A 24,933-nucleotide genomic window follows, 5' to 3' on the forward strand; every position below is an offset into this window, starting at 1 on the left:
TAAGCGATTTAGTGGGAAGAAACGAGTTCGTAGGTGTCCGGCGGACCTTCCCGGTGTTTCACCTTCATGTTCAGCATATCGCACAGGATGGGCAGAATCTCGTCGGCGGAGCGGGCTTTGAACGTGCCCCCCAGGGTTCGTCGGGCCAGGGTGCTGTCCTGAATGACAAACCGAACGCCAAACCGTTCGGTGAGTTGGTCGGCAATTTCTGACATGGCGGTATTTTGGAAAATAAACCGGTGTTCTTTCCAGGCACTGTGCTGACTAACCAGTTGCCGGTGGTGCAGGGTGAGCTGCCCTTGTCGGGATAACTTGACGATATCCCCCGGTTTGATAATGAGCGGGGTCATAGCCTGGTCTTTTAAACGGACCTGTACTTTACCTTTGTTGAGAACCACCTTACTGCCCCGGCTGCGGCTGTAAACGATAAACTCCGTGCCCAATACCTGAACTTCCAGGTTGTCGGGGGTATGAACAACAAAGCGTCGATGATCTTTGGTGTGTTTTACCGCGAATTCGGCCTCGCCGGTTAACCAGGCTTGCCGATCTTTCTGGCCCAGGTTGAAGCGGGGAATTTTCAGGCTGGTATTCGCATTCAGGGTCACCCGGCTTTCATCCGGAAGCGTAAATGAGCGAATTTCACCGTAAGCGGTTTGGTAGTGGCGGTACAGCAGGTCGTCCTTGAAAAATAAGGCGCTTCCGGCGCTGGCCAGCAGCAGTACCGAAGCCGCCAGTCCCCAGAAAAACCGCCTGAATGGGGTGGAGTTCAGCGCCTGATCGGGCAGGGGTGAAGACGGTTCCGCAGAGACCTGACGTTGCTGCAATGACTTGCGGTAAGCCACATCGGCATCGGGCAAAAATTGTGGGTTTTCCCGTTCCCATTCTTCGAGCCATTGAAAATACAACTCCTGATTTTCGGGTGCTTCGAGCCATTCTTCAACCAGACTTTTCTGCAGCGGAGAGGCTTTCCCTTCGAATACATTCAGGATCGTCTGTTTGGATAAGGTAGGTTTCATACGTTGAAAAATGTAGCCATGAGAACGAGTTGAAAAAAGGGCTTTAACCCTTGCTCGGCCGCCCAAACACCAAGTCCTAACAGACCCGACAACAACCCATAATGACGCAAAGACTGCCGCAGAATGGTCAGTACTTTGGTAATGTGACCTTCAACGGTTTTAATGGATAGCTGTAGTTCCTGGGCAATAGCGCCATTCTTTTTCCCTTCAAACCGGCTCATGATGAATACTTTCTGGCTCTGGGGAGGTAAAGAGCGGATCGTTTCTTCAATCCGGATGGATAACTCGTTGTATTGCAAAAGATGCTGTGGCGTATTGACGGTATCCAGTTCGAGCCGGTCGTCGGTGATGAATTCGTGCCGAAGCTCGGACCGCAGGTGGGCAAAGGCCGCATGGCGGACGGAGGTGAACAAGTAAGCCCGGTACGAAGTGGTTACAGAACGATGCAACTGCTTTTGCCAGAACTGAGCGAAAACATCAACTACCAGATCTTCGGCCACTTCCTTGGAGTACACAAACCGAGCTGCATGGCTGCACAGTGGACCATAATACCGCTTGAAAAGAAGCTGGTAACCGCTTTCGGGATTCTCCTCAAAGGCTTTGCGGATGAATACTTCCGAATCCACCAACGCGGACCCGGATTGGCCCTCGCCCGGTTCCTCGCTGGCCGAATTGACCGGTACTCCTTTAGGGCTGGAAAATTGGAACGTATCTTCCGGGTTGGCCGAACGATTCATAAGCAGCTTCAGAACAGTCTTTTTGTATAAGAGTATTTTTCGCGGGAATACCCTTGGTCATTTCAATAAATTTTCACAATTCATTCTGGAAATAATACCGAAGGGCGGGTAAAAGCGGGTTTGGAGGGCAATGGGCCGGCCACCGCAACGCAGCGAATTAGATGGATGGGGTGGAGCAGCAATGGCGCAAACAAATTGGAAAGGTCAATAAGCACAAAGCGGTGTCAACGCGCGTTGACACCGCTTTAGGGACTTTTACAAACATCAAGATGGCCCCGGTTTAGGGCCCTTTCTCGGTTTACATGCTTGCGGCATTAAACTGGATACCATCCAGCGCAAATAGCGGCTTGCTGCCTGCGTTCGGATTAACAAACACAAAAAACAGTTTGTGCAAACCGCTAACCGGCGTTTTGATGGCGATATCAACGGCTTCCATCTTGTTACTTTTCACGTCGCCGGAACCCAGCAGCGTGCCCGTCGGAGAGTCGAGCCGGATTTCGAGCTTACCACCAGCCATGTATTGCGACGAAGCCGATCCCATCACGGTCAGGCCGCTGATCCCGGACAGATCAATGTCGTTGAAGGCAATATAACCGTTGTTGGCGGTTCCAAAAACGACTTCATTGCCGGTAGGCAGTTTGTATCTGGACGCATCTTTGCTATTGTCGAAAGAAGCCGCTTTCATTTTCGCACTACGGAGAGCCACGGTTGAGGTGCCCGTCAGCGGACCAATCACGTTGCTGCCTTTGTCGGTGTAGCTGGCCGAGAACAAATACGAACCGTCTTTTTCTTTGGCCGATGTGGTATACGAGCCTTTCAACGGTTTCCGATCGGCGGCTTTCTTGTCACCCAACGACATAATGTAGCTGACCATTTCTTTGGCTTCATCTTCTTTCACCTGCGGGTGGGCGCTCATGGCCTGCTCACCCCAGACACCGCCACCGCCTTCGATGACCTTCCGGGCGAGTTTATTGACGATCTCTGTCCGGCGTTCTTTCGCGTATTTCTTGGCTACATCCTGATAGGCAGGTCCAATCGATTTTTTTTCGATGCTGTGGCAGGCTTTACAGTCACTGAGTTCAATCAGGCGTTTGCCGGTTGCAAAACCGACGTTGGCCTGGTGGCCCTGCGCCAGCAGTGTTTTGTCGAAGCCTTCCAGGTAGTTTATCGTCATCGTCACATCTTCCGGACTGATCTTACCCGTTGCCAGGCTGCCGTCTTCCTTGTCGGCCACCTTTACTTCGTATTCAACGGGTTTGTTGTCAAAGTAGAATGTTTTGTTGCCCTTCACGGCAACTTCCACTTTTGGCGTTTCGTTACCGACCCGAACCTCGAGTTGCTTGATCGATACGTTTCCGGCTGCGTCGGTTACCTTCAGCGTCGGCTGGTAAACGCCCGGTTTGGCGTAAGTAAAGGTCGGATTGGGCTGGGTACTTTTCGGTAAACCTTTGCCAAACGTCCACTCGTATTTGATGGCGTCGCCGTCGTAATCCTGCGACCCTTTCGAGGAGAATCGTACGGCCAGCGGAGCAGCACCTACCAGTTGATTGGCACTGGCCAGGGCCACCGGTTTGCGGTTTCCGGCGTTGTAGGTAATGTGCGTCAACCGGGCGTCGTCGTTCTGGGCAAACCAGTTCTGGCCGTATTCCAGTACGTACAGCGAACCGTCTTTGTGGAATTGCATATCGATGGGGTGACTGAATTTCGTGTTGGGCATAAAAGTTTCCATCTTCACGAAATCGCCTTCTTTGGTCATCGTTACCGGGTGAATCCAGTCGCGAATCCAGTCGTAGGCAAAGAATTTACCGTCGTAATGGCGCGGAAACTTCACCGCGCTATTTTCGTAATCATCATAATAATACACCGGGCCACCCATCGCGTTCCGGCCGCCTTTGCCTACTATCGCACCAAATTCCGGTGAGTCGGCGTACGGGTAGTAAATAAACGCTTTCTGAGCGGGGGGCAATTCCCGCAGACCCTGAATCCGCTGCGAGGGGTTAATCGGTTTTGCCGGGTCGTACAACGGACCGGAGGTGCTGTCGGCAAAATTGAACTGGCGGTAGGGGCGGTTGTCGGCAACAAACAACGGCCAACCGTAATAACCGGCTTTGCGCGCTTGGTTTACTTCATCGTGACCCCGTGGTCCAAAGCGGTCGAGGTCGTTGGCGGCATCCGGGCCAACTTCGCCCCAATACAAATACCCCGTGCGCTGATCAACCGAGATGCGGTACGGGTTGCGGTTTCCCATTACGTAAATTTCGGGCCGGGTGTTGGGGGTTCCTTTCGGAAACAGGTTTCCTTCCGGAATGTCATACGTACCGTTATCGAGCGGTTTGATGCGCAGGATTTTTCCGCGCAAATCCATCGTATTGCTTGAGGTTGTCAGCGCGTTATACCCTTCACGGCCCGGGCGGTCGTCGGATGGGCTGAAGCCTTTGGACTCGAAGGGGTTGGTGTCGTCGCCCGTCGACAGATAGAGGTTCCCCGATTTGTCCCAGGCAATTGAACCGCCAGTGTGGCAGCATTTATCAGCCCGTTTCACCGGTACACGCAACAATACCTGCTCGGTTTCGGATTTCAGCTCATCTTTTTCGGCGTCAAATTTAAACCGGGATAAGTGCTGGGCCGTATCGGCTTTCCACTTGGCCGCGTCGGGCGAGTAATAAAGGTACAACCACTGGTTGTCTTTGAACTTCGGGTCGATGTTCATCCCCATCAAACCGTATTCCTGCTTGGTATATACCGGCAGGTTGGCAACAACCTTCACGGCTTTGGTTTTGGGATCATAGAGTTTCAGAGCACCTTTGCGTTCGGTAAACAACACTTTTCCGTTGTCGAGTACCACCAGTTCGGTCGGTTCGTCCAGTTTTTCGGCCAAGATTTCCCGGTTGAAGCGGTTTTCTTCCGGAAACGGCATCGTTTTAGCCTTGGCATAGTCCAGTTTCGTGGCCGCTACCGACTGAATGCCGCCGAGCAGGTGCTTCAGGTAAACGGGATTGGTAAACGTTTCGTCAGGGTGACCAAAATTGGTGTAAAACACCTTCCCACCGTCGTAATCGTGGTACCACGACATTGGGTGATTGTCACCCATCTTCCCTTCTTTGTACGTTTTCTCATCGATTTTGACGAGTACCTTTACGTCGGGATTGACGTTTTTGAAGTCGTAAAATTCGTCCTTGATTTTCCAGCGATCCGGAAAGCCGAACATCGACGCGTGTTCTTTGTTGGTCACATACGCTTCGCCTTCCTGTACGTTGGGATTGCCGGGGTGGCTGGCAAAATACCCGCCAACCAGCTTGCCATACCAGGGCCAATCGTATTCGGTATCGGCGGCTGCGTGAATCCCGACGTAGCCACCCCCCGCCTGGATGTAGCGTTCAAAAGCAGCCTGTTGCTGATCGTCCAGTACGTCACCGGTGGTGCTGAGGAAAATAATTGCACTGTAGCGTTTCAAATTGTCTTCGGTGAACTTCGCCGAATTTTCGGTGGTGTCGACCGCAAAACCGTTCTCTTTTCCCAGTTTCATGATGGCCACTTTACCGGCCGGAATGGAGCTGTGGCGGAACCCTTTGGTTTTGGAGAATACCAGCAATCGTTTCTGGGGCGTTTGAGCCACGGACCATACGGCCGACAGGGCCAGACAGCATACCAACATCCATGACCGGAATGCCCGCGACCGAAACGAAGATTGATGAAATGAAGAATACATAGAGGTTAGTTAAAAAGGAAAACCGCCTTATAAAAATTCGGATTTCAAATAGACTTTTACAAAGCTTCAAAAGTACAAAAAAAACGGTTCTGATAGCCAAGCTTGTGCTGTATCTTTGCGGGGCAATCATTTAAGTTTTCGAATGGAATTTACACACCTTTTGACTCAAGTCGTGGCCGACGATTCCCTGCACGCCCGTTGGCTGAATACCCTGTCGATGATGGAGAATACCGGCGCCCGGAAAATTTCGGCGGCCGAGCCCAAAACTATGGTCGATTTGCTGATGCTCAAACACGCAGCCGAGGAAGCCCGGCACGCTTATTACCTCAAAAAACAGATTCAGAAACTGTCGAAAAGCGACTGCCCGACCTACGAGTCCGTTTATTTGCTGGCACCAACCGACAGCCATGCGTACCTGAATCGGCTTGACGTACAGGTATGCCGGTATTTAAAATCTACCCTGGGTTTTTCAGGGGCTGAGCTGAAGTACGCGGCTTATCTGCTGGTAACCTACGCCATTGAGGTGCGGGCCGATGAATTGTATCCGGTTTATCAGGATGTGCTGACCGAAGCAGGTAGTAAGGTCAACGTGCGGTCGATCATTGTTGAGGAAGAGGGTCACCTGGCCGAAATGCTGCGGCAAATGGATACCTTTTTTGGCGACAACTGGCGAACGCATGCCGAGCAGGCCGTGGCGATTGAGACGGGGTTGTACAATGCCTGGTTGGTGAGCCTGACAAGGCTGAAAAAAAACGATGCGGTAAAGGAAAACTAATTTTCGTAAGTTTGTGTTTCAATCTTAGTACACGCATCTGGGGACGACCGGAATTGACAGCTTGATGAGGCTGCGTGTAAGCATGTCGGGAGTTGAGGGCATTTCCTGTATAACAAACCTTCGAACAATAACTGGCGAATATAACTACGCCATGGCTGCCTAATCCGGAGGATTAAGCAATAGCCATTGTCTCCCCAGCTTCTGTGCTGCTGGCTGGATCAGGAGGCATCGACTCGCGGCACTGGCTCGGTTTATGGTGTTAACGGCCGAGTGAGACACAAGCACCTACGGATGAGGTTTGGCCTGATGCGAGCCTGACCGATTCCCGACAATCCCAATCGCAGCTAAACATGTAGAAAGCACGACGGTTTCCTTGTCTGGACCAGGGTTCGACTCCCTGCGTCTCCACCAAATGCCCCTCTGAGACACTTTTAGAGGGGTATTCTATTTTTTGGGGTCAAGCTTGGGGCGAATAATTTGTATATGGCCCCGCAACCGTCAACAGTTGGTTGACAAAGGTATCGCTGTTGCGGGAACGGTTTACAAAAGGAGGGCCAGCTGGTTTTCTATAGGTATGTTGTCATTTACCGGTTGTCGGTAGCAATAGCAAATGCCCCAAAATAGCCGTGATGGCTTAGGCTGATCGGAAAGGTTGTTGTACTCCCGGTCGAGCTACAAAGCTGGACGGAAGGGACGCCAACCTCATCTTTCAATAACTGAAACGCGGAGTGATTTAGCGCAAAATGGCTTGTGCAAAATTGCTTTACAGCCTGCCGAAGATGTTCGTGCTGGTGAGAGTAAGCAGCACAATTAAACGGAATGATTTGGTGACTGAAAGCGGGAGGGTAATCAGCTGGTAATGCCACACTCGCAATGTAATGTGGTGTTCGTCGTGACCAGGTCAGGTACTCGTTTTGGTAAAAAACGCATCCCTCAATCGTCTCGTCCGAAACGCTAATTGAATGGCAGGCTAATTTCTGAGGGGCAAAAAAGGGTTGACCGGTCTGGCGAACGATTAGCTTATACGCACTTTCTTTCATGCTCCAAAGCGTCCAAACCATCTGCTCCGGGTGACTGGCCGAACGAATAAGACGCTGTTCGTCAGCCGTGAAGATTTTTTGTAGGAATCCCCGGCGTTTCCAGTTACTTTCCTGTTGCGCGCGTGCCAGATCGACAATATCATTCCCGACCATTTTCCGCTACTTTCTGCTGAATGATTTCGATCGCAGCGCCGACCGTTAGCATCCGCTCCATGGACTCGTTGTCAATTTCGATGCCGTATTTTTCTTCAACATCCAGCGCCACATCAATCAGGTTCGCCGAATTAATTTTCAAGTCATTAATAAAGTGGGTCTGTTCGGTCAACTGCTCAAAGGCCGACTCATCTTGAACATACGGTTTAATGATGGTTTTTAGAGCGGTAACTAATTCGTCATTCGTCTGCATAGAGGGATGGTGCTAAAACTGATATTTCTTTAAAATAACACATGCATTGACATCGCCGAACCCAAAATTGGCCTTCGCGATTATATTAACCGGTTTTTGAATGTACTGTTGCGGAATTTTATTCGAATCAATCAGGGCAGTGATGGTCGGATGCGGATCGTCGCAATTGATGGAAGGATAAATAAAACCCTCATGCAACTCCAGCACGGCTGCAACGCATTCAATGCTGCCGGCTGCGCTTAGACAATGCCCAACCATTGACTTCAACGAATTGATAAAGGGAAAGTTCGAACCACGACGCCCTAAAGCTGTTGCCCAGCCGTTTACTTCGTCAGGATCTTTGCTCGTAGCCGTCAGGTGACCATCGATCAGATCAATTGCTTCGGGTTGGATGCCGGCCTGTTGGAGCGCCTGCTGGATGCAGCGCTGGATGGCGTTTGCATTGGGGGCTGTCATTGATCCACCATTCCGTTGTCCGCCCGAATTGACATGTCCGCCCAAAACTTCGGCGTAAATGGTTGCCTGGCGTTCCAGCGCGCTTTCCAGCGATTCCAACACCAACGCCCCGGCTCCGCTTCCCGGAACAAAACCGCTGGCCGTCGCGCTCATGGGCCGGGAAGCGCGCTCGGGCGACGAATTGTATTGATACGGTAATACCCGCATCGCGTCAAATCCGCCCCAGATATAAGGGCCATGATCACTTCCACTGCCCGCCAGCATGCGTTTTGCCGCTCCGGATGCAATGCGTTCGTAAGCCATCAATAAGGCTTCGGTGCCGGTGGCACAGGCCGAAGAATTGGCCGTCAACTGATTTCCACATCCCAGCATTCCTCCCAGATACGCGCTGATTCCGCTCGCCATCGTCTGCACGACGGCGGTACTCCCCAGCCTCCGGACTTGCCCCTGATCAATTTTATAAACCGATTCGCGAATCTTATCGATGCCGAGCAATCCCGTTCCAAACACCATACCGCTGTCCCAATCCGGTTCGTCGGTGGCCACTGGCAGACCGGCATGCTGCCAGGCCTCCATGCCCGCGATCACCCCATAAACAATACCGCTGCTGTTGAGATGTTGAAGCTGTAACTCCGTGAAATATTGCCGCCTGATGGTTTCCGTCACCGCCGGAACTCCCCCAATCTGGCAGGAAAATTTCAAATCAGCTAAGGTTTGCTGAAAGGCAATCCCGCTTCGGCCCTGCTGGATGGCTTCCAGAAAGGCGGATATACCGACAGCATTTGGGGCTACAACGCCTAAACCCGTAACAACGACTCGATTACGCATTCGATTTCTTTTTCATCATACCCGAAATAGCACCCCGGCAAACCAACTCGCCCTGGCTGTTTTCCATGACCACCTTACATCTCAACTTATGAAACCGGAAGTAGTCCTTTTCAGACCGTACCGTGACGGTTTCGCCCGGAAAAACGGGGCGGAAAAAATCAATTTGGGTCGAGGTCATGGCAATTTCCAGGTCATTCGCCGGGGAATTGGCCAGGAGGAAAATGCCCAGACACACTACGCCGATCTGCGCCATCACTTCCGTCAGAATAACGCCGGGCGTGACGGGATTTCCGGCAAAATGGCCTTCGTAAAACGAAGAGTGAGGGGGAAATGTATACCTTCCGGTTACCCCGTTTTCATCCACGCTGACCAACGCATCGACAAACAAAAACGGGTGACGATACGGTAGTTTGGCAAGAATATCGGCGTAGTTCGGCATGGTTATAAACGGTTTTATTGCAGATGTTCTCCGCCATTGACGGGAATAACGGCGCCATTAATCCAGGCGGCTTCGTCTTTGCAAAGCAAATAAACCACATTCGCGATGTCGGCTGGTGTCGTCAGCCGGGCAAAGGGGTTACGCTGCAAACTATGGGCTACCAATTTCTCTGCTCCCGGAATGGCCCGCATCGAAGCCGTGTCGGTGACCCCGGCCATCAGGCAGTTGCTGCGAATACCAAATGGGGCAAATTCCAGCGCCATACTCCGGGAAATGGCTTCGAGCGCAGCTTTAGCCGCCGAAACAGCCGCGTAACTTTGCCAGGCTCTTGTGCTCCCTTCGCTGGTAAAACTGATGACCCGGGCATCTGGGGCAAACAAAGAACCGGCCAATAGCTCCTGTACCCAATCGTATAAGCTGATGGCCATCGCATCAATGGTAAGCTGAAAATCATCGTGCTTCAGGTGAGTAGGCGGGTGGATTCCCAACGGTTTCAAATTGCCCTTGGCCACACTATGAATCACGGCTCTGATTTTGCCGGACGGTTTTACGGTTTCCTGTAACGCGTGGATGACCAGCGCGCGTTTTTCGGCATTGGTGACATCAACGTTGTAATGTTGAAGCTGAACTCCTTCGCGTTGGATGTGCACAAAAGCCTGCTCAACGTCCGGGAGATCGGTTTTACGGGTTCGGTGGACGATGCAGAGGTTCATGCCGTGTTGCGCCAGCTTCCGGGCTGTGGCAAGTCCCAGCCCCCGGCTTCCGCCCAGGATGAGTGCCCAGTAGTTTTTGTCTTGAAATTCGGTTACCACTTTAGTAAAATACGTTGCGCTGAAAAACCGGGACCAAAGCTGAGCATGAGACCGTACGTGTCTTTTTCCGGTTGCCGGTCCATAAATCGTTCCAGAACGTAAAGCACCGTAGCGCTCGACATATTTCCGTATTGGCGCAGAATTTCTTTTGTGTCGTCGATGTTCTTTCCCAATTTACCAAAAAGCTCCTGAACAACCTCCACAATTTTTCGCCCCCCAGGATGGAAAATCAAGTGAGAGATGTCCTTGATAGCCAGACGGTTTTTTTCCAGAAAAGGATGGATGATTGCCGGGAAATGCGTGGCGATGGTCTCGGTTACGTCCTTGTCCAGTATCATCTGCAAACCGCTGTTTCTCAAGTCAAAACCCATCATGTGAATCGCGTCGTAAAAATGGTACATTTCTTCAGCCAGTACTTCCGGGCCTTCATCCTCTTCGTGTGACGACAGCAAAACGCAGGCGGCTCCATCGCCAAAAATAGCCGCGCTCACCACGTTTGCCATGGAATAATCGTCCAGCTGAAACGTCGCTGTGGGTGACTCAACGGCCAGTAAAGCCGCCCGTTTGCCGGGGTTCGCCTTTAGGAAATTTTTGGCGTAAATAATCCCCGAAATACCCGCAACACACCCCATTTCGGTCACGGGCAGCCGAACAATGTCCTGCTTCATCTGCATCCGATTGATTAGGTACGCATCCAGTGAAGGAATCATAATGCCCGTGCAACTGACCGTAATGAGGTAGTCCAGATCGGCGGGTAGCCAGCCAACTTTATTGAGTGCATTCGTCAAGGCGGTTTCGCCCAGCTTGATAGCTTCCCGGGCGTAAATAGCGTTTTTCTCTTCGAATGATGTTTGGGTAAACACTTCAAGGGGCGTCATGACCGAATAGCGCTTATCAACGGCCGCGTTTTCAAAAATCTTCCGCACTTTCCGCCGAAAGCGATCATCCTGATCCGCCAGCCAGGTATCCAGAAATGGAATAATGTCTTTGGTTTCACGCCAGTGAGCGGGCAACGCTTTCGCAACAGTCGCTATTTTTACACACATAGGTTTTGGATAATCCATTGATAACGAAAAGCCCAGCGCCAGTTGATCTGGTAAGAAGTCAACTGGAGTTGCCGGGAGAAGGCTTCCAGATCCTGTTTTTTAAAACCCCGAAGGATCGAAATCAAGCCATCTTCTTTCGAGAGCTTGTTCAGGCGAAAAACAAAACAAAGAAGTTCGAAGAGCCGGTACGCAAAAGCACTGCGGTGTAGGTCATTGATCACCACACCGAGTTTAGCCTGCCTGGTCAGCAACCCCATCAGGGCCAGTATCTGCTCATCCGTAAAGTGATGCAAGGTTAGGGTGCACAGGGCAATATCGTAATTCAGCCGGGCAAAATCCGCCCCAAACACATTCATAACAGCGTACGAAACGGTTGGATAAGCGGTCGATAATTTTCGGGCGTGCTGAATCGTGTACTCATTGGCGTCAATGCCCAGAACATGAACGGAAATGCCCCGTTGCCGACCAAAGTCGACGACGGCCCGGCACATATCGCCATTGCCGCAACCAATATCCACGATGGAGAGCGGTTTTTGGGCGGGAGCGTTTTTTAGCAGCTTTTCGATACCGTCCAGCGTAACCTGATTGCCCCCCAGCCAGCGATTAATAGCTGCGATTTTATCCAGCGCGTCGCGCAGCTCATCGCCCTCTAACGAAAAATCGTCCAAAAATTCTTCCTGCGATGATCGCTGTTTGGTGTTCAACATCATGGGTGTTTTTGGGTACATGGCCTCCTTGGTGCGCCGGTTCAGCGAATCACCAGCGGGCTTCCGTGCGTCTGTTTGATGATCAGCGGCAGGGCACCGGGAATTCGTCGTAAACTTTCCAGTAAAACTGAGGAAATCCGGGCATTCAACAGCATCGATTGGATGAGACGTCCAGTAGTCAACCGGGTTTTGAACGCATTGTTCCAGAATGTTAGATACTGCTTCTCCAGTTGCGCCCGGCTCGTTATCGTGCCCTGGAAGAATTGACTAACCACTTCGGATACCAGCTTGGCGCTATGAATAGCCATAGCCATGCCGTTGCCGCACAAGGGATAAATCATGCCCGCCGTATCGCCACACATCAGCATATGCCGTTCGACCGGTTTTTTTCGAGCGAAGGAAATCTGGCTGATGGTGAGCGGTTTTTCAAACAACGGCACTGCCTGCGAGAAAAAATCCTTTAGAAAAGGATTCTTTGCCAGTACCTCTTGCTGAAAAGCCGTAATGTTTTTGTGGTTTTTAAAACTATTGTAATTGACTAGATAACAGGCGTTCACTACGTTGTTTTCAACCTGACACAAGCCACAATACCCCCCTTCGAAGTTATGCAAAGCCACCAGGTCATCGGGAAAACGGGCCTGGTAATGCGCCTTAACACCAATCCAGGGTGAGTTTTTCTGGATAAAGTTTCGCTGAAGCTGCTTATCCAGGCTGGATCGTTTGCCGTAAGCTCCGACGGCTATTCTCGACGAATAGGTACGGCCCGCCGACGTAATTGCGTGAAAAGAATCATCCGTAAACCGGACGTCCATTACCTGATCCTGCTCAATCCGGACACCAGCGTCGAGTGCTTTTCGGTACAGGATGGAGTCAAAAGAATACCGGCTGAGGCCAAAACCACCCAAAGGAAGGGCGCTTTCGAGGGTCTTTCCAGAAACGGTACTAAGCAAAAACCGATGAATACGCGACGGTTTCACCTCGTCGAAAACCACTCCCAATTGCTGAAGGTAGGGAACGACCTCATTGGATACGTATTCCCCACAAACTTTGTGCTGGGGATAAGGCTGTTTTTCGATAAGGATAACGTGCAAACCGCTCTGGGCCAGATTGATACCGGCTGTCAATCCTGCCAGGCCACCACCAATAATCAGGACATCAGCATCATAAGTCATTGGTGGGGATCTTATAGGTCGTAACTAGCTCAAGGAAGATTGGTAGCAACACAACCACCATTTTCGTCAACATGTTCGAGCTGTAGTCAGGAAACGGGACTACGGTCCCGCTTGATGGAGCGGCAAGCAGCGCCCAAAATCAGTGCCCTCGCAATTAGAGATACGCTAATTGCGGTTGGGCACTGATCGGGTGCAAGAGCCTTAGAACGAAATCGGAAGTGCTACAATAGCCGTATCCCATCCCATATACAGGATAGCGGTTTTGGGGTCTTTCTTGGCAAACTGAATCGAAAAATTCTCAATGACACTGTCTGATTTCTGCACGGGGGCGGTCAAGCGGGCTACGTCGAGGGCCGGGTTGTAACTGTAGGCACCCCATTGGTCTACATCCGAACTGAGGATAATGGTCCACTCCGTTTCATTCGGGATCGCCAGCAGGGCGTACGTACCAGCCTTGACTTTTTTGCCGCCAATCGTAACATCCTGATAAAATTTGATTTCGGGAGCTTCGTTGGCACCTACCCGCCAGACTTTGCCGTAGGGGGCCAATTTCGTTCCGAAAATTTCCCGACCGTTTTTAGCCGGACGGCTGTACGTAATCCGGACCATCGCCTTGTCCGAGCCAATCTTAGCGGGCGCAAATTTGCGGTCGTGGGCGTAATCGTCGGGGTAGTAGGCCATGTCCATTGGGGATTTGTCAGTCCCACGGAAGGTAAACGATTGGGCCTGTGCGCCGAGCATAGAAAGAAATAGTAAGCCAAAGAGGAATGCGGTTTTTTGCATACAGAGTTGAGCGTTGAAGAGCGAAGAATGCCTGGGTTGGCCGGAGCAAGATACGAAAGAAGTCTATCATTCTTAAGGAAGGTGAAAACCGTTCGAGTTATGCGCACACGGTTTTTTCAAACGAATCCTTTCAATTGTCAAAACGCAGCACTGAAACCCTGCTTCTAGCTAAATGGAATGACAGACTCTCCCGGACAGCGGTGAGCGTTTTAACAAACCAATATTGAGCTTTTTAACAAAGTTGCCAGCCGGTTTCTGACCGAACTTTGTCAAAAATTAAAAGCAAATACCATGACAAAAGTTTGGTTTATTACCGGCAGCTCGCGTGGGTTGGGCCGGAGCCTGACAGAAGCCGTACTGGCACACGGCGACCAAGTGGCCGCAACGGCCCGTAACCTGGATCTACTGACTGATCTGGTGGAAAAATACCCTCATCAGCTGTATCCCATACAACTGGATGTTACGGACAGCGCACAGGTTCGATCCGCCGTTGACAACACCATCCAACGTTTCGGACGCATTGATGTGTTGGTAAACAACGCCGGGTTTGGAATTACCGGCGCTGCCGAGGCTTTCACCGACGAGCAGGTTCGCAGCCAGCTGGAAACCAACCTGTTCGCGCCCATTGACGTTACGCGGGCCGTTCTGCCGCACATGCGCAGGCAGCGTTCCGGTCGGATTTTGCAGGTCAGTTCCATCGGCGGACGGGTTGGCAATCCCGGCGTATCCATCTATCAGGCGGCAAAATTTGGTCTGAGCGGTTTTAGCGAAGCCCTGGCGAAAGAGGTTGCTCCGCTGGGCATTCTGGTCACGTCTGTTGAACCCGGCGGCTTTCGCACCGATTGGGCGGGTGCTTCCATGACGTATGCGCCCGCCGTGGAAGGCTATGCAACAACCGTGGATGTGCGGGCCAATTTTTTTAAAAGTGGTCAGTTTGTGCCGGTGGGCGATCCCGACAAAGCCGCGAAAGTGATGCTGGAACTGATAGCGCATCCCGAGCCGCCGGTGCACCTTGTCTTGGGAAGCGAAGCCATTGGTATTTTAAAAAGTGCCGATGCCGCCCGAACCGCTGAATTGGAAAAATGGCTGCCCGTCAGCGTGTCCACCGATCACAATGAAGCGGAGAGTTTTCTGGAAACGGAACAAGGGCAGTGGTACACGCGTCAGAAAAAGTAGAGGATCGTAGCATCTACCGTTAATTTCCGGGCTGATTCAAACGGTTTTGTTGATTCGTTGAAGGGAGAAGAACCGGAATTGTTTAGCACCAATTCCGGTTCTGTAGCCAGATACGGTTTTATGGATGAGCTTTTTGAATTGAAAAAACTGCCACAAATTCTGTATTCCTGTTATCTGTCGCGAAATCGGGAGGGGGAGCAGTTTGTGTCGGAGCACGTCTTTAGCTACCAGATTGCCGGTTCCATCGTCGTTAGCGATGGAACCCGGGAGCAGACGTTCAGGGCGGGCGATTTTCGGTTTCACAAGCGAAATCAGCTCATTAAATTCATCAAACAGCCGCCCGAAAACGGTGAATACAAAGCCCTGTCGATCTACCTGGATCAGGAAACCCTGCGCCGTTTTAGCCTGGAATACGGCTATCATTCCGAAAAGCCATCAGGCGATGAACCGGTTATAAAGCTGAAACCACATCCGTTGTACAAAAGCTACATGGAATCGCTGGCTCCTTACCGGCAACCCGACCCGCCCACCGACGAAAACCTGATTGCGCTGAAGTTGCGGGAAGCGATTCTGGTATTGTTGCAGGCCAATCCCGAACTGAAGGATGTACTATTTGATTTTAGCGAACCGGGTAAAATCGATCTGGAAGCGTTCATGAACAAAAACTTTCAGTTCAATGTAGAGCTGAAACGGTTTGCCTACCTGACCGGGCGTAGTCTGGCGACGTTTAAGCGGGATTTTGAAAAGAAATTCCACCTTTCACCCAGCCGCTGGCTGCAACAACGCCGGTTGCAGGAAGCCTATTACCGCATCACAGAAAAAGGGGAAGCTCCCTCGGAGATTTACCTGGACCTAGGTTTTGAAGACCTGTCGCATTTTTCGTTTGCCTTCAAGAAAAGGTATGGGGTGGCACCCTCCAAAATCGGTTCCTGAAAACCGTACTCAGTTGGCGTTAATCCGAAAAACGGGCGTCTCTTCGCTGCGGGACGTCACGATCAGCTCCGTGTTGTCGATGTAAGGTAAAAACAGATCCCGGGCCAGTTGCGGACAATTGTTGTCTTTCGACAGGTGCGACAGCAGCACGTGGCTCATAAAAGCCGGTTTGTGCGTCCGGAACAGCTCCAGCGCCTGTTGATTGGACAAATGGCCTTTACCACCCCGAATGCGCTGCTTGAGAAAATACGGATACCGTCCCCGGGTCAGCATCTCTTCGTCGTAATTCGCTTCCAGAAAAGCCGCGTGGCATTGACTAAAGTGGTGAATCAGTTGGTCACAGGCGATGCCGATGTCGGTGAATACACCCACTTTGGTGTCCTGATACGAAACCGTAAAACTGTGCGGATCGATCGCGTCGTGGTGTTTGGGAAAAGCCGTTACGCAAAGGTCGCCAATCCAGACCGGCTCGTTGCTGCGAAACGCCCGCACCGGAAAGCTCTGGGAAGTGACCCGTGATCGGGATAAGGTCTTGGTGGTGATAAAAACCGGTAATTTGTACTTCCCGGCCAGCTGAGACAAGCCGCTGATGTGGTCGGAGTGTTCGTGGGAAATGAAAATGGCTTTTATATTCTGGAGCGGTAAGCCCAGACGGCGAAGTCGCGTTTCGGCCTGGCGGCATGAAATACCGGCGTCGATCAGAACAGCTTCCTGCTCATTACCGACATAATAGCAATTTCCGTTGCTGCCCGAATTTAGAGAAGAGATAAACAGTGGCATACTGTTGGTAAAGTTATTAAATAATTCAGACTTCGTCCGGAAAAACAAATCCCGGCCAAAATGGCCGGGATGTTCCACTTACCAATCTCTATTAATATGAAAAGCTACAGGGTAACTCTCAGTATGTAAGAGGGACAGAATGACGATTTATCACCTTTTTTTTGAAATTAAATTTTTCTAATTTTTATAAATAGTGAACAATCAGTTAGTTATAACGTGCCTTTTGTGCCTGTTGTAGCCGGCTTTTACCGGTAATTTACTTAGTAGGCCATCAGTTTTCCGGAGCTGACTCATGGGCGACGGCATCAACAATAGTGACGGTTGCCGATTTGGTACCCGCCAGGGTGGGGCCATCCTGAATTTCGCCGACAGCTAGGGCGGCCCGGGGGCCGATGGCTTTGTCAAGGATTTGTTTGGAGGAGCTGATTTTATGGTATGTACTGTCGAAATAATCGAACCTTACTTCAATTTTCTCGTAGGAATAGGAGTCGGATGAATTCGTGAGGGTAAACCGGTGGACATTCAGCGGTTTTTCTGCGGAGTGGCTGGGTTCACTTTTTTTCCAGACCATCCGGTCAATGAGCAGGTCACGGTAGGCATCAGGCTTGCTGGTTGTAGTATTGGGGGATTGACAGCTGAGCGCTACCAGCAAAAGTAGACTGTACAGAAATTTCATGAAGTGGGCGAATTTTAGAGGAAATATGCACAAGTATGACCAAATTTCGGGGAAACTACAAAGCCCGGTTGCAGGGCAGCCGGGCTTTGCTTGATTTATCTATCGTACTAAATAAAAAAGAACTCATTTTTGCACATACTGAAAAAAGTAAAATAGTAATACGTTGATCAGTATATGACCAACAAATTTAATTAAATAGAGCGGATAAAGACAAATCTTGTTAAAATGGGGCATAATATCCTAAATAATTGGGGGGAACGAAACCGCCCATAGCGAGTTTAAGAAGGTATGCATTACAATCTTACAGAATTGATTGCTCAGGGCGAAGGAACGCGTCTGGAATTTAAGTCGACGGTTCACACGGCCTACCGGATTGCACGCACGTTGACTGCACTGTCCAACACGGCGGGGGGCTTGTTACTTATTGGGGTATCAGATGACGGGCGGGTGTCGGGCATTGAGTCGGAATTGCACGAAATGCAGAAAATCGAGAAAGCAACGGATTTCCTGATCGACCCCGTTATTTCAGTCAGCTATCAGGTGATCAATGAAAGAGGGCGGCAGGTAATTGTGGTGGAAGTGCCCGAGAGTGACGAAAAACCGCATTACGCCATTGACGAAAAGGGTAACCGGACCATCTATGTACGGGCCAAAGACAAATCCATTCCGACCAACAAACTGATTCTGCACGGGCCGTTGTCGCCCGATGGGCAGCTTTTGCAAACGTCCAACGTCCGGAATCTCATTCAGGCGCTGCGCAAGACGGATTTCGTTACGGCCAAGCAATATGCCCAGCTCATCAATATTTCAGAATATCGGGCCAGTAAATTACTTCGGCAACTGACCGAACAGGGCCTGCTGATTATGGTCGATAAACCCCGGCCGGCGCGGTTTGCGTTAAAAATTACGGAATAACCCTTCCACGAAGCGCAACGGGTAGATTGCCCCAACCGGTTTAATTTCCATGAGCGCGGAGTAGAAACGGCGGAGGTGCGTTATCTTTGCAGAAAACCGTTTTGAATTGCGAATGGCTGTCGATCAACAACACATCACTCACTTTTTTACCGATTTACAAGACCGCATTTGCCAGGCACTGGAAGAAACCGACGGCCAGGGTACGTTTCGGGAGGACCGCTGGGAGCGTGCCGAAGGGGGCGGAGGGCGAACCCGAATAATCCAGAACGGAGCTGTTATCGAAAAAGGGGGCGTGTTGTTTTCTGCGGTCCACGGTCAGGCATCGGAAGCGGTGTTGAGACAGATGAATACCACAGAACCGGCGCAGTTTTATGCAACCGGCGTGTCTATCGTTCTGCATCCGCATAATCCGATGGTGCCGATCATCCACATGAACGTACGATATTTTGAATTAAGCACGGGCGATTGCTGGTTTGGGGGAGGAATTGACCTGACTCCACATTACGTTGATCACGAGGATGCCCGCTGGTTTCATCAACACTTGAAAACCGCCTGTGACCGGCATGATGCGGATTATTACGCCCGCTACAAAGCCTGGGCCGACGACTATTTTTACATCCGGCACCGAAACGAAACCCGGGGAGTCGGCGGTATTTTTTTCGATTACCTGCGCCCGAAAAACGACGACCATAAGGCATCGCTCTGGGCCTTTGTGCAGGAGATTGGCAATGCTTTCGCGCCGATTTACACACACTTCATGCAGAAAAACCGCGATCTGCCGTTTGGCGAAACGGAGCAGCATTGGCAGATGCTGCGTCGGGGGCGGTATGTTGAGTTCAATCTGGTTTGGGATCGGGGAACCAAATTTGGCCTGGAAACCAACGGACGGACGGAATCGATTCTGATGAGTATGCCCCCGCAAGCCAACTGGGTGTATGATTACCAACCCGAGCCCGGCAGCCGGGAAGCCGAAACGCTGCAATTGCTAAAAAAAGGGGTGAACTGGGTATAGACTGCAGCAATGAAACCGATTCATTCCGAGCAGTTACGGGCTTATATGAACCGGACAATCGGTTCGAAAACCGATCAATGGCAGTCGTTCATTGACGCGTTTGAATACATTGAATACCCCAAAAAAGCGTTTCTATCCCAAGAAGGAACCGTCGAGAATTACCTTTATTTTCTGTTGACTGGCGCGACATCTTCTTTTTTGGTGACCGAAGGGCGCGAAAAATGCCTGGACTTGTGGTTTGGTGATCATTTCGTTTCGTCGTACGTTTCCTTTCTGACGCGCCAGCCCTCCCAGATTTTCATTCAGGCGCTTTTTCCAACGCAGGCTTTGCGGGTGCATTACGATGTGTTGCAGAACTTTTACCAAAGTCATGAGGAGAGCAACAAAGTTGGACGGTTGTTTGCCGAAGGGCTGTACATTGCCCGCACGCAACGCGAAATACGGTTTTTGAGCCAGACCGCCGAAGAACGGTATCGAGATTTGTTGCATCGCCAGCCTAACCTGATCCAACAATTGCCCGTCAAGATTATCGCTTCTTACCTGGGTATTCACCCCGAAAGCCTGAGCCGGATCCGGAAGCAGTTGCTGCCGTGATTTTCTGACATAGGTCATTTTTTACAGATTGGTCGGCCGCGAACTTTGCCGAAAACTTCGTGTACCGACATGGCTTTCTTTTTGTTGTTGCTTTCGGGCTGGGCTGTTCTGTGGCTAACCTCGAAACTTGTCTTCCGGGCAGAGTTAGCCTCTCACGCCCAAAAAGGACGTATTGCCGCGGCCGTGGCGTTTGTCCTGATTGGAACCTCACACCTGGCAACCCCCGAAAAAATGGTGTATATGATCGACGGCTGGTTGCCTGACGCCTACGCACTCGTTGTCATCAGCGGAATTGCCGAAATCGCCGGTGGCCTTGGCCTGTTACTGCCGCGGTTTCGTCGCTGGGCGGCCATCGGGCTGATCCTCCTGCTCGTGGTACTGTTTCCGGCGAATATCAACGTAGCCATCAATCAGTTACCTCCGCCGGGTGGCCTGCCCGCATCGCCCTGGTATGTCTGGTCGCGGTTGTTGTTCCAGCCAGTATATATTGCCTGGATTTGGTGGAGTGCGTTGAGAAAGGAGGGAGAAGGCAGTTCTTGAGAAAACCGTTAGGGGTATTCGATCCGGTTCCGGAGGCTATTTTCGATTCGAATTTCCTTTTGCGCTTCCAAAGGGGCCAGGTTCCAGCTTTTGGTCGCATCGGTTTTTAGAAATCCATTTTCGATGAGCAACGGGCTATCGAGGTTATTGTGGTAAAGCTGACCGGTACCGAGCCCTTGCGGAAGCGAGTTTTTAAACTGGGCCGTATACTGCGCAATGGCGTTCAGGCCGATATTCGATTCGAGTGCGGAGGTGACCCACCAGCCGATGCCCAGCAGGTTGGCAATTTCAATCCACTGGCTGCAATGGATAAAACCACCCAGCAGCGTTGGCTTGAGGATGATAAATTGCGGCTGAATTTTTTTCAATAACCGCGTTTTGTCGACGTACTCCATATGGCCGATCAGTTCTTCGTCGAGGGCGATGGGCACCGGCGATTCGCGGCAAAGAGCGGTCAGCAGCTCGGGCTGGCCTGGCCGAATGGGCTGTTCGATGGAATGAACGTCGTAGGAAGTCAGTTGTTTCAGTTTTGCCAGGGCCTGATCCGGACTAAACGCACCGTTGGCATCGACACGAATCGTAACCTGATTGGCACTGAACCGGGAGCGGATGGATTCGAGCAGCGCACATTCCTGCTGGAAGTCAATGGCCCCGATTTTTAATTTAATGGTAGTATACCCCGCTTCCAGTTTTTCTTCAATTTGCCGACGCATAAAATCCGGCTTGCCCATCCAAACCAAACCGTTGATGGGAATGGACCTGGTTCCCGCGTTGAAGTCGTTTTCGAAAACTGTACGTTTGCCGCCGTTGATGTAATCGCGCATGGCGGTTTCGAAGCCAAAATGAATCGAGGGCAACCGGTCGTTGATCAGTTGCAGAAAAATTGGGATGTTCCAGTGAAAAAGCTGAAGGTCAAGTTGGTTGAATACCTCGCAGGCCTGGCTGAGCTGGTCGGCAAAGTCGGGGCGGTCATCCACACTCAACCCGCGCAGGGGCGCACATTCTCCCCAGCCAACTACCGATGGATCGTCTTCATCGCAGATTCGAACGAAATAACTATCTTTTTGGGTTAAAATGCCACGTGACGTTCCGGCCTCGAACGTAAAGTGCAGTGTGTATTTCAGAAAGCTGGCCTTGAGACTCATGGGATACGGTAAACAGACGGGCATTCACCATTAAAAGTAGTAATTTTGGGTGTTACTGAACAGGTCTATTAATAAAATATTACGTAAATCTTAGTGTTTACCCACTTGCTGAAACCAGTAAACTGGCTGTACGGAGGTATTACTGATATTCGTAACTTTCTGTACGACAGTTCTATTATCTCAGCGTTAAGCCCATCTATCTACACCATTAGTGTAGGGAATATCACCGTTGGCGGAACGGGCAAAACTCCGCACGTAGACTACCTGCTCAAGTTGCTAGCCGACGCTGGCCCCCTGGCAACGCTCAGTCGGGGGTATGGACGCCGGACGAAGGGCTTTCGGATTGCCACCGATGCTGATACCGCCGATACCATTGGGGATGAACCCCTGTTGCTGTACCGAAAACACGGGTCGCCATCGGCAGAAAGACGGATTACCGTCAGCGTGGGTGAAAAACGGGCGGAGGCCATTCCTCAGTTGCTGGCGAGCCGACCCGATCTGAAAATAATCCTATTGGACGATGCATTTCAGCATCGCCCCGTTACTCCCCATCTCAACCTGCTGCTGACCGACTACAACCGACCATTTTACGAAGACGAGCCATTTCCGGGCGGGCGGTTGCGCGAACGGCGCCACGGTGCGCGCCGGGCCGATGCCATCTTGGTGACAAAATGTCCTGATGGACTCAAAGCAGCGGATCAGGATCGAATCCGGCACCGAATCCGGGCCTATAGTCGGGCGGATGTACCGGTTTTTTTTACGGGGTTAAAGTATGGGACACCGGTTTCGTTCAACGAAGCAAGCGGGCGGGAGCGCAGCGCGGCCAACCTCGAAAAGGTGGTGCTGGTATCGGGCATTGCCCAATCCGACCCGTTGGAGCAGTATGTGAAAACTCATTTTTCAATGATTCAACATGTGCGGTTTGCCGATCATTACCGGTATGCGCATACAGATTTGCGACGCATTCAGCGGGTGTTGCCGGAAGACGGCGTAATTTTGACGACGGAAAAGGATTTTGTTAAGCTGGATCCCTTGCTGGGCGAAACTGGCGTGGATGCCTCCAACTATTACTATTTGCCCATTGAGATAAAATTCCTGGGCGACGAAGTGGGTTTTCGGAAGATCATCGCTTCTCCGCCCTCATGCTGACGCTAGCCCGGCCGTGTTGTTAAAAAAAGCTAATTATCGAAAAAAAGGTCTCCACGAATCAATAAATTGCTGGAATCCTAGTTCAGACAATATGAATCGTTTTTATATACTGATTGTAAGTGCATTGGTGTTGTGGATCAGTAACCCGGTTCGGGCTCAATTACCTTCCCGGATGCCGTCGTTTCCGGGGAGTGGCCGGATGGGAGGACAAACGACTACGGGAAGTCCGGGGGCCGGAGCCAACAGTGGAGGGGCCATTCTCGATGACTCCACGAAAATGATCTACGGACCGACCACCACCCGGTATTTTCTGGAAAACGATCTGCTGAACAACCGGAAAACGCTTTACCCCATTGATACGACGCTGGAAGAAGTGCAGCGAACGAATTACCTGAGCCGGTATCATTACCAGTACACGGATTTGGGTAATCTGGGAACAGCCCTACGCCCCATTTTTTACGAAACTCCCTCAATTGGTTCTCAGACGGGCCTGAATGCGTTTGGACTCTACGGGAATCAGACCCAGAACATTCAGTATTTTGATACTCGATCGCCGTACACCAATATGTACCTGGTGCTGGGCGGTTTGGGGCAGAACATGGTGAACTTTGATTTTGCCCGCAACATTACCACGCGTTTGAACGTCGGATTCAAGATCCAGCGGATGACATCGGACGATCAGTACCCGCCGAGAACCAGTACCAATACGGCCCAGCGGCTGATCGAAAACTGGAACTTCGTGACGCATTCCAACTACCGGTCCAAAAACGATAAATACACCCTGCTGGCGCATTATAACAACCTCAACCACCGCTCCAACGACCGGGGCGGGTTGATTGGGGAGGTAACGGGGTCGAACCTGGAGCTGGGGCCTATTGTGGAAACGGCCAACTCGCACGAAAAGCGGAACGAATTGCATGTGTATCAGCAATATGTCGTCGATACGGCGTTTCAGGTATACCACCGGCTCGACTTCCGCGCCCAAAGTTACCGGTTTAACGATACCGATTTGCTGGCTAATTTGGTGCCTGCCGACAGCGGGCTGAGCGCATTTTATCCCCGCGCTTATTTTGATAGTTTGGAGGCTCGGCAAACTACGCTGTTCCGGGCGATCGACAACCAGATTGGCCTGAAAGGACAATTTTCGCTGCGGCAATCGGCGTTCAATTACCGGGCCTGGCTCCGAAACCGGTATTACGGGTTGAGTAACCGCTTTAATGCCGTGCGGCTCCTGCCCGATTCCAGTTACAAAAGCAACCGCTTCGAAACGTACGTTGGTGGGTGGCTTGGCTATTATTTTCCGGACAGTCTGACGCGGGTGACGGCTGAAATGGAATATTTGCTCGGGCGTGATTTTCGGCTTCAGGGGCGGCTGGAAAGCCGCTTTCTAACGGCGGGGTACGAAAGTGTGTTTGCGTCGCCGACGTTGTTGCAGGAGCGGTTTATTAGCAATGTGTACCAGTGGGATCATACCAGTCGCCTGTCGTCGCAGTTTGATCTGCGCGGAACCCAACATGCTTATGGCCAGCTGAATGTGCGGGTGGGCAAGCTGAGAATCAGCCCCGGACTGGATTATTACCTGCTGACCAACTACATCTATTTTGATACGGAAGCGGTGCCGCGTCAGGCTTCCAGCCCATTCAGTATTTTGCGGACGAGCGCGGGGCTGGAGTTTCGGGCGGGCAAGTTCCGGATGACGGGGCAGGGGTATTATACGCTGGTCTCCAACGACGATGTGCTGCGGATACCCCGGCTGTTTGCCAATGCCCAGGTGGAATACGGGTTGTTGTTATTCAAGAAACTGTATGTGCTGGCCGGTATTCATCTGCATTATAAATCTGCCTATTACGCCGACCAATACATGCCGTTGACCCAACAGTACCATTTGCAGAACAAGGTCAGGTTGGACGATTACATCCTGGCCGAACCGTATGCCAATTTCCGGATCAACCGCGTAAGGCTGTTTTTGAAACTGGCGCACGCCAACCAGGGGTTGCTTAATCAGGTGTATTACAGTGCTCCCTATTTCCCCATGGCTAACCGTTCCTTTTCTTTTGGGGTTCATTGGTTATTATTTGATTAAATTC

At 51.2% G+C, this 24,933-nt stretch carries 24 protein-coding genes and 1 other RNA gene; 10 read left to right on the forward strand and 15 right to left on the reverse strand.

Translation table 11 applies throughout. The features are described from left to right. Positions 1–8: 8 nt before the first annotated feature. The 3 genes from ACYVH9_RS07810 to ACYVH9_RS07820 form a co-directional block, all read right to left on the reverse strand. Complete coding sequence (locus ACYVH9_RS07810; RefSeq protein ID WP_460635741.1) at positions 9–1,016, reverse strand: FecR family protein; 1,008 nt, start codon at positions 1,014–1,016, stop codon at positions 9–11. Next, entirely contained in the window at positions 1,013–1,753 is a 741-nt protein-coding gene (locus ACYVH9_RS07815) for an RNA polymerase sigma-70 factor (protein ID WP_460635742.1), read from the reverse strand. Before ACYVH9_RS07815 ends, ACYVH9_RS07810 begins: the two co-directional genes overlap by 4 nt. 298 nt (positions 1,754–2,051) lie before the next feature. Continuing rightward, positions 2,052–5,408: a ThuA domain-containing protein gene (locus ACYVH9_RS07820; RefSeq protein WP_460636457.1), complete on the reverse strand. Its 3,357-nt coding sequence runs from the start codon at positions 5,406–5,408 to the stop codon at positions 2,052–2,054. Positions 5,409–5,604: 196 nt separating this feature from the next. On the opposite strand from ACYVH9_RS07820, the gene ACYVH9_RS07825 reads away from it, so the two are divergent. Both ACYVH9_RS07825 and ssrA read left to right on the forward strand, forming a co-directional pair. Continuing rightward, on the forward strand, positions 5,605–6,237 hold the full coding sequence (locus ACYVH9_RS07825) for a hypothetical protein (RefSeq protein ID WP_460635743.1): 633 nt from the start codon (positions 5,605–5,607) through the stop codon (positions 6,235–6,237). Between the two features lie 39 nt (positions 6,238–6,276). Beyond that, positions 6,277–6,648, forward strand: a transfer-messenger RNA (tmRNA) gene (ssrA, locus tag ACYVH9_RS07830). A 173-nt stretch (positions 6,649–6,821) separates the two neighbouring features. Here the strand turns inward: ssrA and ACYVH9_RS07835 are convergent. The 9 genes from ACYVH9_RS07835 to ACYVH9_RS07875 all read right to left on the reverse strand — a co-directional run bounded on the left by ACYVH9_RS07835 (position 6,822) and on the right by ACYVH9_RS07875 (position 13,926). Continuing rightward, positions 6,822–7,430 carry a 4'-phosphopantetheinyl transferase family protein gene (locus ACYVH9_RS07835; RefSeq protein WP_460635744.1) on the reverse strand — a complete coding sequence of 203 codons (609 nt, stop codon included), beginning with the start codon at positions 7,428–7,430 and terminating at the stop codon, positions 6,822–6,824. After that, complete coding sequence (locus ACYVH9_RS07840) at positions 7,417–7,683, reverse strand: acyl carrier protein (RefSeq protein ID WP_460635745.1); 267 nt, start codon at positions 7,681–7,683, stop codon at positions 7,417–7,419. The genes ACYVH9_RS07835 and ACYVH9_RS07840 overlap by 14 nt, the downstream gene beginning before the upstream one ends. Positions 7,684–7,695: 12 nt before the next feature. Continuing rightward, positions 7,696–8,967 (reverse strand): beta-ketoacyl-[acyl-carrier-protein] synthase family protein, encoded by a 1,272-nt coding sequence (locus tag ACYVH9_RS07845; protein ID WP_460635746.1) that lies wholly within the window; start codon positions 8,965–8,967, stop codon positions 7,696–7,698. Further along, the gene (locus tag ACYVH9_RS07850; RefSeq protein ID WP_460635747.1) at positions 8,960–9,406 is read right to left on the reverse strand and encodes a 3-hydroxyacyl-ACP dehydratase FabZ family protein; all 447 of its coding nucleotides are present in this window, start codon (positions 9,404–9,406) and stop codon (positions 8,960–8,962) included. The genes ACYVH9_RS07845 and ACYVH9_RS07850 overlap by 8 nt, the downstream gene beginning before the upstream one ends. 14 nt (positions 9,407–9,420) lie before the next feature. Continuing rightward, on the reverse strand, positions 9,421–10,218 hold the full coding sequence (locus tag ACYVH9_RS07855; RefSeq protein WP_460635748.1) for an SDR family oxidoreductase: 798 nt from the start codon (positions 10,216–10,218) through the stop codon (positions 9,421–9,423). Beyond that, positions 10,212–11,264, reverse strand: a complete 1,053-nt coding sequence (locus ACYVH9_RS07860) for a type III polyketide synthase (RefSeq protein ID WP_460635749.1) — start codon at positions 11,262–11,264, stop codon at positions 10,212–10,214. Before ACYVH9_RS07860 ends, ACYVH9_RS07855 begins: the two co-directional genes overlap by 7 nt. Beyond that, positions 11,255–11,971: a methyltransferase domain-containing protein gene (locus ACYVH9_RS07865; RefSeq protein WP_460635750.1), complete on the reverse strand. Its 717-nt coding sequence runs from the start codon at positions 11,969–11,971 to the stop codon at positions 11,255–11,257. Before ACYVH9_RS07865 ends, ACYVH9_RS07860 begins: the two co-directional genes overlap by 10 nt. A gap of 41 nt (positions 11,972–12,012) precedes the next feature. Continuing rightward, positions 12,013–13,143 (reverse strand): NAD(P)/FAD-dependent oxidoreductase, encoded by a 1,131-nt coding sequence (locus ACYVH9_RS07870; RefSeq protein WP_460635751.1) that lies wholly within the window; start codon positions 13,141–13,143, stop codon positions 12,013–12,015. A 201-nt stretch (positions 13,144–13,344) separates the two neighbouring features. Next, the gene (locus ACYVH9_RS07875) at positions 13,345–13,926 is read right to left on the reverse strand and encodes a DUF2911 domain-containing protein (protein ID WP_460635752.1); all 582 of its coding nucleotides are present in this window, start codon (positions 13,924–13,926) and stop codon (positions 13,345–13,347) included. Positions 13,927–14,217: 291 nt separating this feature from the next. Here ACYVH9_RS07875 and ACYVH9_RS07880 point away from each other — a divergent pair, with 291 nt between their 5' ends. Together ACYVH9_RS07880 and ACYVH9_RS07885 are read left to right on the forward strand one after the other, a co-directional pair. After that, a complete protein-coding gene (locus tag ACYVH9_RS07880; RefSeq protein WP_460635753.1) occupies positions 14,218–15,102 on the forward strand; it encodes an oxidoreductase in 885 nt (294 codons plus the stop codon). Between the two features lie 120 nt (positions 15,103–15,222). Continuing rightward, positions 15,223–16,035, forward strand: a complete 813-nt coding sequence (locus ACYVH9_RS07885; protein ID WP_460635754.1) for a helix-turn-helix domain-containing protein — start codon at positions 15,223–15,225, stop codon at positions 16,033–16,035. A 9-nt stretch (positions 16,036–16,044) separates the two neighbouring features. On the opposite strand, the gene ACYVH9_RS07890 is transcribed toward ACYVH9_RS07885, so the two are convergent. Further along, positions 16,045–16,815 (reverse strand): MBL fold metallo-hydrolase, encoded by a 771-nt coding sequence (locus ACYVH9_RS07890; RefSeq protein WP_460635755.1) that lies wholly within the window; start codon positions 16,813–16,815, stop codon positions 16,045–16,047. Positions 16,816–17,086: 271 nt separating this feature from the next. Then, on the reverse strand, positions 17,087–17,491 hold the full coding sequence (locus ACYVH9_RS07895) for a hypothetical protein (RefSeq protein WP_460635756.1): 405 nt from the start codon (positions 17,489–17,491) through the stop codon (positions 17,087–17,089). 288 nt (positions 17,492–17,779) lie between these two features. On the opposite strand from ACYVH9_RS07895, the gene ACYVH9_RS07900 reads away from it, so the two are divergent. From ACYVH9_RS07900 to ACYVH9_RS07915, 4 genes are all read left to right on the forward strand, one after another. After that, positions 17,780–18,406 carry an AlbA family DNA-binding domain-containing protein gene (locus ACYVH9_RS07900; protein WP_460635757.1) on the forward strand — a complete coding sequence of 209 codons (627 nt, stop codon included), beginning with the start codon at positions 17,780–17,782 and terminating at the stop codon, positions 18,404–18,406. 112 nt (positions 18,407–18,518) lie between these two features. Further along, entirely contained in the window at positions 18,519–19,418 is a 900-nt protein-coding gene (hemF, locus tag ACYVH9_RS07905) for an oxygen-dependent coproporphyrinogen oxidase (RefSeq protein WP_460635758.1), read from the forward strand. 9 nt (positions 19,419–19,427) lie between these two features. After that, positions 19,428–20,012 (forward strand): Crp/Fnr family transcriptional regulator, encoded by a 585-nt coding sequence (locus tag ACYVH9_RS07910; RefSeq protein ID WP_460635759.1) that lies wholly within the window; start codon positions 19,428–19,430, stop codon positions 20,010–20,012. Positions 20,013–20,081: 69 nt separating this feature from the next. Beyond that, the gene (locus ACYVH9_RS07915) at positions 20,082–20,552 is read left to right on the forward strand and encodes a DoxX family protein (protein ID WP_460635760.1); all 471 of its coding nucleotides are present in this window, start codon (positions 20,082–20,084) and stop codon (positions 20,550–20,552) included. A gap of 8 nt (positions 20,553–20,560) precedes the next feature. Here the strand turns inward: ACYVH9_RS07915 and menC are convergent, their stop codons facing one another. Next, the gene (gene menC, locus ACYVH9_RS07920) at positions 20,561–21,697 is read right to left on the reverse strand and encodes an o-succinylbenzoate synthase (RefSeq protein WP_460635761.1); all 1,137 of its coding nucleotides are present in this window, start codon (positions 21,695–21,697) and stop codon (positions 20,561–20,563) included. A gap of 105 nt (positions 21,698–21,802) precedes the next feature. On the opposite strand from menC, the gene lpxK reads away from it, so the two are divergent. Both lpxK and ACYVH9_RS07930 read left to right on the forward strand, forming a co-directional pair. Continuing rightward, on the forward strand, positions 21,803–22,846 hold the full coding sequence (gene lpxK / locus ACYVH9_RS07925; protein WP_460635762.1) for a tetraacyldisaccharide 4'-kinase: 1,044 nt from the start codon (positions 21,803–21,805) through the stop codon (positions 22,844–22,846). A gap of 91 nt (positions 22,847–22,937) precedes the next feature. Further along, positions 22,938–24,929, forward strand: a complete 1,992-nt coding sequence (locus ACYVH9_RS07930) for a putative porin (RefSeq protein ID WP_460635763.1) — start codon at positions 22,938–22,940, stop codon at positions 24,927–24,929. The last annotated feature ends 4 nt before the right edge of the window (positions 24,930–24,933 follow it).

This window comes from Larkinella harenae (genome assembly GCF_054780515.1).

Excerpts from the sequence above, each read along its gene's own strand:
- ACYVH9_RS07875 (WP_460635752.1), bottom strand. The coding sequence starts at position 13,926 with ATGCAAAAAACCGCATTCCTCTTTGGCTTACTATTTCTTTCTATGCTC.
- ACYVH9_RS07900 (WP_460635757.1), top strand. The coding sequence starts at position 17,780 with ATGCATTACAATCTTACAGAATTGATTGCTCAGGGCGAAGGAACGCGT.
- ACYVH9_RS07915 (WP_460635760.1), top strand. The coding sequence starts at position 20,082 with ATGGCTTTCTTTTTGTTGTTGCTTTCGGGCTGGGCTGTTCTGTGGCTA.
- menC (WP_460635761.1), bottom strand. The coding sequence starts at position 21,697 with ATGAGTCTCAAGGCCAGCTTTCTGAAATACACACTGCACTTTACGTTC.
- ACYVH9_RS07810 (WP_460635741.1), bottom strand. The coding sequence starts at position 1,016 with ATGAAACCTACCTTATCCAAACAGACGATCCTGAATGTATTCGAAGGG.
- ACYVH9_RS07930 (WP_460635763.1), top strand. The coding sequence starts at position 22,938 with ATGAATCGTTTTTATATACTGATTGTAAGTGCATTGGTGTTGTGGATC.
- ACYVH9_RS07850 (WP_460635747.1), bottom strand. The coding sequence starts at position 9,406 with ATGCCGAACTACGCCGATATTCTTGCCAAACTACCGTATCGTCACCCG.
- ACYVH9_RS07860 (WP_460635749.1), bottom strand. The coding sequence starts at position 11,264 with ATGTGTGTAAAAATAGCGACTGTTGCGAAAGCGTTGCCCGCTCACTGG.
- ACYVH9_RS07815 (WP_460635742.1), bottom strand. The coding sequence starts at position 1,753 with ATGAATCGTTCGGCCAACCCGGAAGATACGTTCCAATTTTCCAGCCCT.
- ACYVH9_RS07820 (WP_460636457.1), bottom strand. The coding sequence starts at position 5,408 with ATGTTGGTATGCTGTCTGGCCCTGTCGGCCGTATGGTCCGTGGCTCAA.
- ACYVH9_RS07870 (WP_460635751.1), bottom strand. The coding sequence starts at position 13,143 with ATGACTTATGATGCTGATGTCCTGATTATTGGTGGTGGCCTGGCAGGA.
- ACYVH9_RS07845 (WP_460635746.1), bottom strand. The coding sequence starts at position 8,967 with ATGCGTAATCGAGTCGTTGTTACGGGTTTAGGCGTTGTAGCCCCAAAT.
- ACYVH9_RS07835 (WP_460635744.1), bottom strand. The coding sequence starts at position 7,430 with ATGGTCGGGAATGATATTGTCGATCTGGCACGCGCGCAACAGGAAAGT.
- hemF (WP_460635758.1), top strand. The coding sequence starts at position 18,519 with ATGGCTGTCGATCAACAACACATCACTCACTTTTTTACCGATTTACAA.
- ACYVH9_RS07840 (WP_460635745.1), bottom strand. The coding sequence starts at position 7,683 with ATGCAGACGAATGACGAATTAGTTACCGCTCTAAAAACCATCATTAAA.
- ACYVH9_RS07880 (WP_460635753.1), top strand. The coding sequence starts at position 14,218 with ATGACAAAAGTTTGGTTTATTACCGGCAGCTCGCGTGGGTTGGGCCGG.
- ACYVH9_RS07910 (WP_460635759.1), top strand. The coding sequence starts at position 19,428 with ATGAAACCGATTCATTCCGAGCAGTTACGGGCTTATATGAACCGGACA.
- ACYVH9_RS07865 (WP_460635750.1), bottom strand. The coding sequence starts at position 11,971 with ATGTTGAACACCAAACAGCGATCATCGCAGGAAGAATTTTTGGACGAT.
- ACYVH9_RS07885 (WP_460635754.1), top strand. The coding sequence starts at position 15,223 with ATGGATGAGCTTTTTGAATTGAAAAAACTGCCACAAATTCTGTATTCC.
- ACYVH9_RS07895 (WP_460635756.1), bottom strand. The coding sequence starts at position 17,491 with ATGAAATTTCTGTACAGTCTACTTTTGCTGGTAGCGCTCAGCTGTCAA.
- ACYVH9_RS07890 (WP_460635755.1), bottom strand. The coding sequence starts at position 16,815 with ATGCCACTGTTTATCTCTTCTCTAAATTCGGGCAGCAACGGAAATTGC.
- ACYVH9_RS07825 (WP_460635743.1), top strand. The coding sequence starts at position 5,605 with ATGGAATTTACACACCTTTTGACTCAAGTCGTGGCCGACGATTCCCTG.